This is a genomic window from Ideonella sp., from assembly GCF_041287625.1.
Classification (GTDB): Bacteria; Pseudomonadota; Gammaproteobacteria; order Burkholderiales; family Burkholderiaceae_C; genus Ideonella.
Map to the genome: position 1 here is coordinate 169,758 of NZ_JBGGNH010000052.1, position 11,790 is coordinate 181,547.

The following is an 11,790-nucleotide window of genomic DNA, read 5'->3' on the forward strand; positions in this document are numbered from 1 at the left end:
TGCCGGCCCTGGGGGTTCACTCAAAGAACGGCTGCGATCGACTTGGTGACGTAGCCGATGTTGTGCTCGTTCAGCGCGGCCACGCAGATGCGGCCCGAGTCGACGCCGTAGACGCCGAACTCGTTGCGCAGGCGTTCCATCTGGGGCTTGGTCAGGCCGGAGTAGCTGAACATGCCGCGCTGGGTGGTGATGAAGCTGAAGTCGCGGGTCACGCCGGCTGCCTTGAGCTGCTCGACGAACGCGCCGCGCATCTTCTTGATGCGGTTGCGCATGCCGGCCAGCTCTTCTTCCCACTGGGCGCGCAGCGCGGGCGTGGTCAGCACGGTGGCGACGATCTGCGCGCCGTGCGTCGGTGGGTTGGAGTAGTTGGTGCGGATGGTGATCTTCAGCTGGGACAGCACGCGCGCCGTTTCTTCCTTGCTGGCGCAGACGACCGACAGGCCGCCAACGCGTTCGCCGTAGAGCGAGAAGCTCTTCGAGAACGAGGTGGAGACGAAGAAGTCGATGCCGGCGGCAACGAACTGGCCGATGACGGCACCGTCTTCCTCGATGCCGTCGCCAAAGCCCTGGTAAGCCATGTCAAGAAAGGCCACCAGGCCGCGCGCCTTGACGGCGGCGATGACCTGTTCCCACTGGACCGGCAGGATGTCGTAGCCGGTCGGGTTGTGGCAGCAGGCGTGCAGCACGACGACGGTGCCTGCGGCGGCGCTGTTCAGCGCGGCCAGCATGCCGTCGAAGTTCACGCCTTGCTTGTCGGCGTCGTAGTACGGGTAGGTGTCGACGGTGAAGCCGGCGTTGGTGAACAATGCGCGGTGGTTTTCCCAGCTCGGGTCGCTGATCAGCACCTTGGCGGTGGGGTTCAGCTTCTTCAGGAAGTCGGCCCCCAGCTTCAGGCCGCCGGTGCCGCCAATGGCCTGCACCGTGGCCACACGACCTTCGACCAACAGGGGACTGCCTTCGCCGAAGACGAGGGCCTGCACGGCCTTGTCATAAGCGGCAATGCCATCAATTGGCAGGTAGCCGCGGGCGCGGGCGGCTTCGACCAGTTGCGCCTCGGCAGCCTTCACGCAGGCCAGCAGCGGCAGCTTGCCGTTGGCATCGGTGTAGACGCCCACGCCCAGGTTGACCTTGGCGGGGTTGGTGTCGGCGTTGAACTGTTCGTTGAGGCCGAGGATCGGATCGCGAGGCGCCATTTCAACGGCGGCGAACAGCGACGAGGCGGAGGAAGACATGGAATCAGTCCTGTGGATCGGAGGAGGCGCCGGGGCGGCGAAGGCATCGACAGTCGGCGCGGCCGTTTGGGATGCGCTACGCTGTCAGGTTGGCCCGGCGTGCAACTCGCCGAGCCTGAGGATTTTAAGCGTTGAAGGGGAAAAACCCGATGTCGGAACTCACTGGCGTGGGACGAGGTGTGGCAATGGATGCAGGTGCAGCGGCAGGCGCGAACGCAGGTTCGCCGGATGGCGAAGGCTTTCCCGAGGGCGAGTTCATCAGTTTCCCGGATTCGCCGTTCCAGCTGTACCAGCCCTACCCACCAGCGGGTGATCAGCCGACGGCGATTGCGCAACTGGTCGAAGGCATCCAGGACGGGCTGGCCTACCAGACGCTGCTGGGCGTGACCGGTTCGGGCAAGACCTTCACGATGGCCAACGTGATCGCCCGCATGGGCCGACCGGCCATCGTCTTTGCGCCGAACAAGACGCTGGCGGCCCAGCTGTACAGCGAATTCCGCGAGTTCTTCCCGAAGAACGCGGTCGAGTATTTCGTCAGCTACTACGATTACTACCAGCCCGAGGCCTATGTGCCGCAGCGGGACCTTTTCATCGAGAAGGACTCTGCGATCAACGAGCACATCGAGCAGATGCGGCTGTCGGCCACCAAGAGCGTGCTGGAGCGGCGCGACACCATCGTGGTCGCCTCGGTCAGCGCGATCTACGGCATCGGCAAGCCGGAGGATTACACGCAGATGCGCTTCATTTTGCGCAATGGCGACAAGATGGGCCAGCGCGACGTGATCGCGCAGCTGATCCGCATGCAGTACACCCGCAACGAGACGGATTTCTCCCGTGGCAGTTTCCGCGTGCGCGGCGACACCATCGATGTCTTCCCGGCCGAGCATTCGGAACTGGCGGTGCGCATCGAGCTGTTCGACGACGAGGTGGAGGCGCTGTCGCTGCTGGACCCGCTGACCGGCAGGGTCCAGCAGAAAGTGCCGCGCTTCACGATCTACCCGTCCAGCCACTACGTGACACCGCGCGATCGCGTGCTGGCGGCCATCGACGCCATCAAGACGGAGCTGCGCGAACGGCTGGCGTTTTTCGTCAAGGAAGGCAAGCTTGTGGAGGCGCAGCGCGTGGAGCAGCGCACCCGCTTCGACCTGGAGATGCTGCAGGAGGTTGGCCACTGCAAGGGGATCGAGAACTACAGCCGCCATCTTTCGGGCGCCGCGCCCGGCGACCCGCCGCCGACGATGGTGGACTACATGCCAAAGGACGCGCTGATGTTTCTGGACGAGAGCCACGTGCTGATCGGCCAGTTCAGCGGCATGTACAACGGCGACCGGGCGCGCAAGACCACGCTGGTCGAATATGGCTTTCGCCTGCCCAGCGCGCTGGACAACCGGCCGCTGAAGTTCGCCGAGTTCGAAACCAAGATGCGGCAGTGCGTGTTCGTGTCGGCCACACCGGCCGACTACGAGAAGCAGCACGCAGGCCAGGTGGTCGAACAGTTGGTGCGGCCGACCGGTCTGGTCGACCCCATCGTGGAAGTGCGGCCGGCGCAGCAGCAGGTGGATGACGTTTTGCAGGAGATCCGCGAGACGGTGGAGAAGGGTGAGCGGGTGCTGATCACCACGCTGACCAAGCGCATGTCCGAGCAGCTGACCGACTACCTGACCGACAACGGCGTGAAGGTGCGCTACCTGCACTCGGACATCGACACGGTGGAACGCGTGGAGATCCTGCGCGACCTGCGGCTGGGGGTGTTCGACGTGCTGGTGGGCATCAACCTGCTGCGCGAAGGGCTGGATATCCCCGAGGTCAGCTTGGTGGCAATCCTGGATGCCGACAAGGAAGGCTTCCTGCGCGCTGAGCGCAGCTTGGTGCAGACCATTGGCCGGGCCGCGCGCAACGTCAATGGCCGCGCCATCCTCTACGCGGACCGCATCACCGATTCAATGCGCCGGGCAATGGACGAAACCGAGCGCCGCCGTGCCAAGCAGGTCGCGTTCAACGAGGCCAATGGCATCGTGCCGCGCGGCATCCGCAAGCAGGTGCGCGAGATGATCGACGGCGTGGTGGCCGAAAAGTCAGGCAAGGACGACCTGCGTTTTGCCCAGCAGGCAGCCGAGGTCGAGGCGATGAGCGAGAAGGACCTGAGCAAGCGCATCAAGCTGCTGGAAAAGCAGATGCTGGAGCACGCCAAGAGCCTGGAATTCGAGAAGGCGGCCCGGATCCGCGACCAATTGGCCCTGTTGCGCGAACAGGCATTTGGCGGCGGCAGCACGCACGACAGCAGCGCCGTGAGCTTGGTCGCCGCCAGCCGCTGAGCCCGGTTTTCCCTGGGAGCGTGCCATTTCCGTTGCTTTTCCGTGGCGCCGCATGACCGGACACCTGGTAAGGAAATTTCCTGGCGGCCCACGGAACCTTTGGCCGGGATACACGACTAAAAGACTCGGCTTCGCCTATAATCGAGCAAATCACTCGGGATCTTCCGAGGGTTAACCCGGCGCCACAGTGGTCATCCGCTTTGGCAACCGGGCGCTGGTGACGAAGCCGGCCGCGGGGCGCGATGTTCCGCTGGCATGTGTCGCCAACCGAGAAGACAGGAGAGTCTCATGCGTCTGACCACCAAAGGCCGCTTTGCGGTAACCGCCATGATCGATCTGGCGCTGCGTTCGAACAACGGGCCCGTGGCCCTGGCTGCGATCAGCCAACGTCAGCAGATCTCCTTGTCGTATCTGGAGCAACTGTTCGGCAAGCTGCGTCGCCACGAGCTGGTCGAAAGCACGCGTGGCCCGGGCGGCGGCTATTCCCTGGGCCGCAAGGCCGAGGAAATCAGCGTCGCCGACATCATCGTCGCGGTCGATGAGCCCATCGACGCGACCGGCTGCGCCGGCAAGGAAAATTGCATGGGCGAGGATGCCGGTCGCTGCATGACCCACGAACTGTGGGCCAATCTGAATGCGAAGATGATCGAGTACCTTGACTCCATCAGCCTGCGCAAGCTGGTTGATGATCAGCTGGACAAGGGCCTGTCGATCGAGGAAGCGCCGATCAAGCGTGCCATCTCGACCGTGCCTGTCGTCAAGCCGATCAAGGTCACCGCGCCGAACTCCGTGTTCGCGCTGGGCAACGCCTTTTCCAAGTAAGCCAGGCGTTGGCCTGCATCACGCCAGCCGCTGGGCGGCTCGGCCGGCGTGGTGAATGGTGCTGCCCTGCAGCGCCCTTGTTTCCCTCACTGCCGTGCATTTGAAGCGCAAGAAGACCCGATCATGGACATGACCCCGCACTTCCCAATCTACATGGACTACGGCGCGACCACCCCGGTGGATCCGCGTGTTGTGGACGTGATGGTGCCGTGGTTGCGCGAGCATTTCGGCAACCCGGCGTCTCGCAGCCATGCCTGGGGCTGGGAAGCGGAAGAGGCGGTCGAGAAGGCGCGCGTGCAGGTGGCTGACCTGATCGGCGCCGACCCGCGCGAGATCGTCTGGACCTCCGGCGCCACCGAGTCCAACAACCTGGCGCTGAAGGGCGCGGCCCACTTCTACCAGAGCAAGGGCAAGCACCTGATCACGGTGAAGACCGAGCACAAGGCCGTGCTGGACACCACGCGCGAGCTGGAGCGGCAAGGCTTCGAGGTGACCTACCTCGACGTGAAGGAAGACGGGCTGCTGGACTTCGAGGCCTTCAAGGCGGCGATCCGCCCTGACACCATCGTCGCCTCGGTGATGTTCGTCAACAACGAGATCGGCGTGATCCAGGACATCGCGGCGCTGGGTACGCTGTGCCGCGAGCGCGGCGTGATCTTCCACGTCGACGCGGCCCAGGCCACTGGCAAGGTCGAGATCGACATGAAGACCTTGCCGGTCGACCTGATGAGCCTGGCCTCGCACAAGACCTACGGCCCCAAGGGCATCGGCGCGTTGTATGTGCGCCGCAAGCCGCGTGTGCGACTGGAAGCGCAGATGCACGGCGGTGGCCATGAGCGCGGCCTGCGTTCGGGCACGCTGCCCACGCACCAGATCATTGGCATGGGCGAAGCCTTCCGCATCGCCAAGGAAGAGATGGCGAGCGAACACGCACGCATCTCGGCACTGCACCAGCGGCTGTTGAAGGGCCTGTCGGAGATCGACCAGACCTTCATCAACGGCGACCTGACCCGCCGCGTGCCGCACAACCTGAACATCTCGTTCAACTACGTCGAAGGCGAGTCGCTGATCATGGGTGTCAAGGGACTGGCGGTGTCGTCCGGCTCGGCCTGCACCTCGGCCAGCCTGGAGCCCAGCTACGTGCTGCGCGCGCTGGGCCGCAGCGATGAGCTGGCGCACTCCAGCCTGCGCATGACCATCGGCCGTTTCACGACCGAAGAAGAGATCGACTACGCGATCAGCGTGCTGAAGGATCGCGTGGCCAAGCTGCGTGACCTGTCGCCGCTGTGGGACATGTACCGCGACGGCATCGACATCTCCAGCATCCAGTGGAGCGCGCATTGACGGCATGACAACCCCCGGCTGCGGGCCTACCGCAGCCACCCCCCGAGGGGGTGCGGGGCCGCTTGGGAGCGGCCCGGCGCCGGCCCTGCGGCAGTGATCAAGACAGACAGGAGTTCGAAATGGCATACAGCGACAAGGTCATCGACCACTACGAAAACCCGCGCAACGTGGGTGCCTTCGACAAGGGCGACGAAAGCGTTGGCACCGGCATGGTGGGCGCACCGGCTTGCGGCGACGTGATGAAACTGCAGATCAAGGTCAACCCGGTGTCGGGCCTGATCGAAGACGCGCGCTTCAAGACCTACGGTTGTGGCTCGGCCATCGCCTCGTCGTCGCTGGTCACCGAATGGGTGAAGGGCAAGACGCTGGACCAGGCGCTGACCATCAAGAACACCCACATCGCCGAAGAACTGGCGCTGCCGCCGGTGAAGATCCACTGCTCCATCCTGGCCGAAGACGCGATCAAGGCTGCGGTGGACGACTACAAGGCCCGCCACGCCACCGCTTCGGTCCCGCAGGTCGCCACGGAAGCGAACTGACATGGCGGTGACCCTCAGCGAGGCCGCAGCGCGCCATGTGACGCGCTACCTGGCGCGCCGTGGCAAGGGCGTGGGCGTGCGCCTGGGCGTGAAGACCACCGGCTGCTCCGGCCTGGCTTACAAGCTGGAATACGCCGACGACATCACTCCGGAAGACGTGATCTTCGAGGACCATGGCGTGAAGGTGCTGATCGACCCGAAAAGCCTCCCTTACCTGGACGGGACCGAGCTGGATTTCGTGCGCGAAGGCCTGAACGAAGGCTTCAAGTTCCACAACCCGCGCGAGAAAGACCGCTGCGGCTGCGGAGAGTCCTTCCGGGTTTGAAGTGCATGCGGGCCAACCGGCCTGCGTTGCGACGAAAATCCGCCGGCTTTGAAAGCTGGCAATCCTGAGCGCGGAGCCCCTGGCCGCGCTCTTGGTTTTTTGAAGCGCCTCTTTCCTCCCATCCGTTGTTTGACATGACCCACGCCTCGCCCGTGAGCATTCGCCCCGAAGCCCTTCTTGGTCGCCAGGGCAGCGGCACGCGCCTCTGCGGTGAAATCCAGCCGGCCTTTGCGCCATGAACCTGCAGGACGACGATTTCACACTCTTCGGCCTGCCGGCCCGCTTCGCGCTGGACCGTGCCGCGCTGGACCAGCGCTGGCGTGAGCTGCAGGGTCGCGTGCACCCCGACCGTTTTGCCGCCGAAGGCGCCGCTGCGCAGCGCGTCGCGATGCAATGGTCGGTGCGCATCAACGAAGCCTACCGTCGCCTGAAGGACCCGCTGGCCCGTGCGCAATACCTGTGCGAGCTGCGCGGCGCGGCCATCGAGGCCGAGAGCAACACCGCCATGCCCACCGGTTTCCTGATGCAGCAGATGGCCTGGCGCGAGGCGCTGGACGATGCGCCGGACGCCGCCGCCGTGCAGTCGCTGGACGACGAGGTGGCCGGCGACGAGCGCCGCCTGCAGGCCGACATCGGCCGCCTGCTGGACGAGGCCAACGACGCCCCCGAAGCCGCCCGCCAGGTGCGTGCGCTGATGTTCGTGAACCGCTTCCGCGCCGACCTGGCGCGCCGGCTGGACGCGCACGACCGCTGACTTCCCTGACTTTTCGCTGTACCGCTCATGGCTCTGCTCCAGATCTCCGAACCCGGCCAGGCGCCGGACCCGCACCAGCGCCGCATCGCGGTGGGCATTGACCTGGGCACCACCAATTCGCTGGTCGCCGCGCTGCGCCATGGCGTGGCCGAATGCCTGCCGGACGTGCAGGGGCGCACCATGCTGCCGTCGGTCGTGCGCTACCTGGAAGGCAACGGCCGCCAGATCGGCGTGGACGCCGCGGCCGCTTCAGCCGAAGACCCGGAAAACACCATCGTCTCGGTCAAGCGCCTGATGGGCCGCAAGCTGGCCGACGTGGCTGGCCACAGCCGGCTGCCCTACCAGTTCATCGACCAGCCCGGCATGGTGGCGATCCAGACGCGGCAGGGCGCAAAGACACCGGTGGAAGTGTCGGCCGAGATCCTGGCCACGCTGCGCTTCCGCGCCGAAGACACCTTCAACGACGATGTGTTTGGCGCCGTGATCACCGTGCCGGCGTATTTCGACGATGCCCAGCGCCAGGCGACCAAGGACGCCGCACAGCTTGCGGGCCTGAACGTGCTGCGCCTGATCAACGAGCCCACCGCGGCTGCGGTCGCCTACGGGTTGGACCACGGCAGCGAGGGCCTGTACGCCGTCTATGACCTGGGTGGTGGCACGTTCGACATCTCGCTGCTGCGCCTGACGCGCGGCGTTTTCGAAGTGGTCGGCACCGGTGGCGACGCCGCGCTGGGCGGCGACGACTTCGATCATGCGATTGCCGACTGGGCTGTCAGCGAGGCGGGCCTGACGCTTTCCAGCGCGCAGGACAAGCGCAGCCTGCTGGTGGCGGCACGCGTGGCCAAGGAAGCGCTGACCGATGCGGCCGAGACCACGCTGCGGGTCGTGCTGTCTGGCACCGAGCGGGTGTTGCCGCTGAGCCGCGAGCAGTTCGAGGCGCTGACCAAGCCGCTGCTGGACCGCACCTTGTCTGCCGTGCGCAAGGTGCTGCGCGACGCGAAGCTGGGCCGCGATGAGGTGCAAGGCGTTGTGCTGGTCGGTGGCGCCACGCGCATGCCGGCGGTGCGTGAGGCCGTGGGCGCACATTTCGGCCGCCCGCCGCTGGTCGACCTGAACCCTGACGAAGTGGTGGCGCTGGGCGCTGCGATCCAGGCCAATGCGCTGGCCGGCAATGCGCGTGACGGCGACGAGTTGCTGCTGCTGGACGTGATCCCGCTGTCGCTGGGTCTGGAAACCATGGGTGGCCTGGCCGAGCGCATCATCGAGCGCAACACCACCATCCCCGTGGCCAAGGCGCAGGACTTCACCACCTTCAAGGACGGCCAGACCGCGATGGCGCTGCACGTGGTGCAGGGCGAGCGTGAGCTGGTCTCCGAATGCCGCTCGCTGGCCCGCTTCGAATTGCGTGGCATTCCACCGATGGTGGCCGGGGCCGCGCGCATCCGCGTGACTTTCCAGGTCGATGCCGACGGGCTGCTGGGCGTCAGCGCGAAGGAGCTCATGTCCGGCGTCGAGGCCTCGGTGCAGGTCAAGCCGAGCTATGGCTTGGCCGACGATCAGATCGCGCAGATGTTGCAGGATGGTTTTGCCAGCGCCGAGACCGACATGCGCGCCCGTGCGCTGCGCGAGGCCAAGGTCGAGGCCGAGCGCATGCGCCTGGCCACGCTGGCCGCAGTGGCGGCTGATGGCGACCTGCTGAGCCAGGCCGAAGGCGCCGAGCTGCAGCGGCTGCTGGCCGCTTTGGCCGAAATCGCCGCTGGCGACGATGCCGACCGCATCACCCAGGCCGTCGAGGCACTGGCCGAAGGCACCGAAGCTTTTGCCGCCGCCCGCATGAACCGCGGCATCCAGGCCGCGTTGACCGGCCGCAGCCTGGACACGCTCTGAGCGCCGCGGCGCTGCGCCAACGCCTGAATACTTTCAAGACACCATGCCCATCATCCGCATTCTTCCTCATGCCGAGCTGTGCCCGCAGGGCGCCGAGATCACCGCGCCCGAAGGCACCTCGATCTGCGAGGCGCTGCTGGACCATGACATCGAGATCGAGCACGCCTGCGAGATGAGCGCCGCCTGCACCACCTGTCACGTGGTCGTGAAACAGGGTTTCAACTCGCTGGGCGAGATTGATGAGATCGAGGAGGACCTGCTGGACAAGGCCTGGGGCCTGCAGCCGACCTCACGCCTGTCCTGTCAGGCGATGCTGGCCAAGGAAGACGTGACGATCGAGATTCCGAAGTACACGATCAACCATGCACGCGAACGGCACTGAGCCGACGGGCGTGGTGGCAGCGCTTCAGTCGCCGCGAATGCCGGCATTGCGCCAGCGCGGCCACGGCGGTTGAGCGGTTCGAATCAACGAGGATGCTGGCGGGGCAGGGCGTCATGCCCTTCGGCCAAAGTCCTCAGCCGACGCGGCTGTGCCCGATGTGGAAGGGCCAGCTGACTTTCCAGCGGCTGGGCTTGGGTGGCTCGGCTTCCCGGTCTTCCAGCAATTCGCGGGAGTGCAGGTACTGCAGCAGGTTTCGCACTTCCGTGGTCGACACGCCACTGCACTTCTGCAGGTGCGGTTCGGTCACATGGCGCTGCGACAACTCGCTCACCATGCGGCGGTAAGCAGTTCTGCGAAATTCGGCCGGCAGATCCGGCCAAGCGACGAGCTTGTATTCCTTCATGGCCCCAACGACTTTCGTTTTTGAATCTGCGAAAACTTGCCCGCTTGTGGTGCGGCTGGGCCATTCTCCACAAAGTTCGTGAAAATGCACAGTCCTGCAATGGCTGATCGGAAAAAATTTCCTGTCTAGAGTGAGAACTACCGTGTCGACGACCATTTTGGGCTTTGAATCCTCTTGCGACGAAACTGGTGTCGCCCTGGTGACATTCGCGCCGGGGCAGGTGCCGGTGCTGCGATCGCATGCCTTGTTCAGCCAGGTCCAGATGCACCAGGCCTATGGCGGCGTGGTGCCGGAATTGGCGTCGCGCGACCATGTGCGGCGAGCCTTGCCGTTGGCGCGCGAGGTGCTGGAAAAGGCGGGAGCCGATCTTGCCGAGGTGGATCTGGTCGCGTACACACAAGGGCCGGGCCTCGCGGGCGCGCTGCTGGTCGGGGCCGGGGTGGCCAGCGCGTTGGGCGCGGCGCTTGGCAAGCCGACGTTGGGCGTGCATCACCTGGAAGGCCACTTGCTGTCGCCGTTCCTCTCGGCCGATCCGCCGGAATTTCCTTTTGTGGCACTGCTGGTCTCAGGCGGCCATACGCAGCTGATGCGGGTGGATGGCGTTGGCCAATATGCTTTGCTGGGCGAAACCATCGACGACGCCGCCGGAGAGGCTTTTGACAAATCCGCAAAGCTGCTGGGCCTGGGTTATCCCGGAGGGCCGGCCTTGTCTCGGCTCGCGCAACAAGGCAACGACCAGGCATTCGAACTGCCACGGCCCTTGCTGCATCAGCCCAACCTGGATTTTTCGTTTGCCGGTCTGAAAACCGCGGTGATGATTGCGCTGCGCAAGCTGGGGCCTGCGCCTACCGAGCAGCAAAAGGCGGATCTGGCGGCCAGCACCGAAGCCGCCATCGTCGAGGTGCTGGTACGCAAGTCGCTGCGCGCGCTCAAGGAAAGCGGGCTGCAGCGCTTGGTGGTGGCGGGCGGCGTGGGCGCCAATTCGCGTCTGCGGCGGGATCTGAATGCCGCGGCCCGGCACCGCGGCTTGCGCATGCACTACCCAGAATTGGAGCTCTGCACAGACAACGGCGCGATGATCGCAATGGCCGCGGCGATGCGCCTGCAGGCCGGGCTGGCCCGGCCCACTTGCGACTATCGCTTCGAGGTCAGGCCGCGCTGGGAACTGGGCGCGGCCTGAGGCGCATCAACTCAGTTGACGGTCAGCTGCGAGGCTTCGGTCGGTTGGCGCTTTTGCAGCGTCAAGGTCAGCACGCCGGCTTCCAGCTTGGCTTGCGAACTGGCCTGGTCGATCTCGACCGGCAGCACGAAACTGCGGGCGAAGTTGGCCAGGGTGCGTTCGCGGTAGATCACGCGCACACCTTCTTCGGCCGCAGGCGCGGCCGGCAGCGGCGCTTCGATGCGCACGCGGCGGCCTTCGACTGCAATCTTGATGTCTTCCTTGCGCACGCCCGGCAGGTCCAACTGCACGCTGTAGGCCTTGTCGGATTCGCTCACGTCCAGCGCTGGGCTGAGGGTGCTGTCCTGGTTTTGTGTCGTCACGCCCAGCAGGCGGTTCAAGGTGTCATCGACCACGCGGTCAATGCCGCGGCTCAGAGGCGAGGTGCGGGTAGTGGTGCGGGTCAGCGGAACGAGCAGCATGGGAAACTCCTGAGAGGTCAATGAATTCGGGCTGTCTGGCTGCGCCGGGAATCGGCGGGCTCACGTCCCTTGTGGCTGCAGTTGGCAGCGGCCGAATGCATTTCAAGGGCTTGGATGGCCTGGCAAAAATATGCCGCAAAGCGGCT

General features: G+C 65.4%; 12 protein-coding genes. 9 read left to right on the forward strand and 3 right to left on the reverse strand.

Features of this window, described 5'->3' with window-relative positions; translation table 11 throughout:
* Positions 1-20: 20 nt before the first annotated feature.
* Positions 21-1,232: an amino acid aminotransferase gene (locus ACAH41_RS19855; protein WP_325651564.1), complete on the reverse strand. Its 1,212-nt coding sequence runs from the start codon at positions 1,230-1,232 to the stop codon at positions 21-23.
* 185 nt (positions 1,233-1,417) lie between these two features.
* Between ACAH41_RS19855 and uvrB the strand changes: the two genes are divergently transcribed.
* The 8 genes from uvrB to fdx all read left to right on the forward strand — a co-directional run bounded on the left by uvrB (position 1,418) and on the right by fdx (position 9,600).
* Complete coding sequence (uvrB, locus tag ACAH41_RS19860) at positions 1,418-3,547, forward strand: excinuclease ABC subunit UvrB (protein WP_325651909.1); 2,130 nt, start codon at positions 1,418-1,420, stop codon at positions 3,545-3,547.
* Positions 3,548-3,835: 288 nt separating this feature from the next.
* The gene (gene iscR / locus ACAH41_RS19865; RefSeq protein WP_141284715.1) at positions 3,836-4,369 is read left to right on the forward strand and encodes a Fe-S cluster assembly transcriptional regulator IscR; all 534 of its coding nucleotides are present in this window, start codon (positions 3,836-3,838) and stop codon (positions 4,367-4,369) included.
* Positions 4,370-4,492: 123 nt separating this feature from the next.
* On the forward strand, positions 4,493-5,713 hold the full coding sequence (locus ACAH41_RS19870) for an IscS subfamily cysteine desulfurase (protein WP_325651562.1): 1,221 nt from the start codon (positions 4,493-4,495) through the stop codon (positions 5,711-5,713).
* A 119-nt stretch (positions 5,714-5,832) separates the two neighbouring features.
* A complete protein-coding gene (iscU, locus tag ACAH41_RS19875; RefSeq protein ID WP_325651561.1) occupies positions 5,833-6,252 on the forward strand; it encodes a Fe-S cluster assembly scaffold IscU in 420 nt (139 codons plus the stop codon).
* Position 6,253: 1 nt separating this feature from the next.
* Positions 6,254-6,577: an iron-sulfur cluster assembly protein IscA gene (gene iscA / locus ACAH41_RS19880; protein ID WP_325651560.1), complete on the forward strand. Its 324-nt coding sequence runs from the start codon at positions 6,254-6,256 to the stop codon at positions 6,575-6,577.
* A 235-nt stretch (positions 6,578-6,812) separates the two neighbouring features.
* The gene (gene hscB / locus ACAH41_RS19885) at positions 6,813-7,331 is read left to right on the forward strand and encodes a Fe-S protein assembly co-chaperone HscB (RefSeq protein WP_325651559.1); all 519 of its coding nucleotides are present in this window, start codon (positions 6,813-6,815) and stop codon (positions 7,329-7,331) included.
* A gap of 27 nt (positions 7,332-7,358) precedes the next feature.
* Positions 7,359-9,218, forward strand: coding sequence for a Fe-S protein assembly chaperone HscA (gene hscA / locus ACAH41_RS19890; protein ID WP_325651557.1), 1,860 nt, complete (start codon positions 7,359-7,361; stop codon positions 9,216-9,218).
* A gap of 43 nt (positions 9,219-9,261) precedes the next feature.
* On the forward strand, positions 9,262-9,600 hold the full coding sequence (fdx, locus tag ACAH41_RS19895) for an ISC system 2Fe-2S type ferredoxin (RefSeq protein ID WP_141284680.1): 339 nt from the start codon (positions 9,262-9,264) through the stop codon (positions 9,598-9,600).
* Positions 9,601-9,733: 133 nt separating this feature from the next.
* Here fdx and ACAH41_RS19900 read toward each other — a convergent pair whose 3' ends face one another.
* On the reverse strand, positions 9,734-10,159 hold the full coding sequence (locus ACAH41_RS19900; protein WP_325651933.1) for a hypothetical protein: 426 nt from the start codon (positions 10,157-10,159) through the stop codon (positions 9,734-9,736).
* Here ACAH41_RS19900 and tsaD point away from each other — a divergent pair.
* Positions 10,146-11,183, forward strand: coding sequence for a tRNA (adenosine(37)-N6)-threonylcarbamoyltransferase complex transferase subunit TsaD (tsaD, locus tag ACAH41_RS19905; protein ID WP_325651555.1), 1,038 nt, complete (start codon positions 10,146-10,148; stop codon positions 11,181-11,183). The genes ACAH41_RS19900 and tsaD overlap by 14 nt on opposite strands.
* Before the next feature lie 11 nt (positions 11,184-11,194).
* On the opposite strand, the gene ACAH41_RS19910 is transcribed toward tsaD, so the two are convergent.
* Positions 11,195-11,644 carry an Hsp20/alpha crystallin family protein gene (locus ACAH41_RS19910; protein WP_325651553.1) on the reverse strand — a complete coding sequence of 150 codons (450 nt, stop codon included), beginning with the start codon at positions 11,642-11,644 and terminating at the stop codon, positions 11,195-11,197.
* Positions 11,645-11,790: the final 146 nt, after the last annotated feature.

What these genes read in the sequence shown, in the direction of transcription:
- ACAH41_RS19855 (WP_325651564.1), bottom strand. Translation starts at nt 1,232, where the DNA reads ATGTCTTCCTCCGCCTCGTCGCTGTTCGCCGCCGTTGAAATGGCGCCT.
- uvrB (WP_325651909.1), top strand. Translation starts at nt 1,418, where the DNA reads ATGGATGCAGGTGCAGCGGCAGGCGCGAACGCAGGTTCGCCGGATGGC.
- iscR (WP_141284715.1), top strand. Translation starts at nt 3,836, where the DNA reads ATGCGTCTGACCACCAAAGGCCGCTTTGCGGTAACCGCCATGATCGAT.
- ACAH41_RS19870 (WP_325651562.1), top strand. Translation starts at nt 4,493, where the DNA reads ATGGACATGACCCCGCACTTCCCAATCTACATGGACTACGGCGCGACC.
- iscU (WP_325651561.1), top strand. Translation starts at nt 5,833, where the DNA reads ATGGCATACAGCGACAAGGTCATCGACCACTACGAAAACCCGCGCAAC.
- iscA (WP_325651560.1), top strand. Translation starts at nt 6,254, where the DNA reads ATGGCGGTGACCCTCAGCGAGGCCGCAGCGCGCCATGTGACGCGCTAC.
- hscB (WP_325651559.1), top strand. Translation starts at nt 6,813, where the DNA reads ATGAACCTGCAGGACGACGATTTCACACTCTTCGGCCTGCCGGCCCGC.
- hscA (WP_325651557.1), top strand. Translation starts at nt 7,359, where the DNA reads ATGGCTCTGCTCCAGATCTCCGAACCCGGCCAGGCGCCGGACCCGCAC.
- fdx (WP_141284680.1), top strand. Translation starts at nt 9,262, where the DNA reads ATGCCCATCATCCGCATTCTTCCTCATGCCGAGCTGTGCCCGCAGGGC.
- ACAH41_RS19900 (WP_325651933.1), bottom strand. Translation starts at nt 10,159, where the DNA reads ATGGTCGTCGACACGGTAGTTCTCACTCTAGACAGGAAATTTTTTCCG.
- ACAH41_RS19910 (WP_325651553.1), bottom strand. Translation starts at nt 11,644, where the DNA reads ATGCTGCTCGTTCCGCTGACCCGCACCACTACCCGCACCTCGCCTCTG.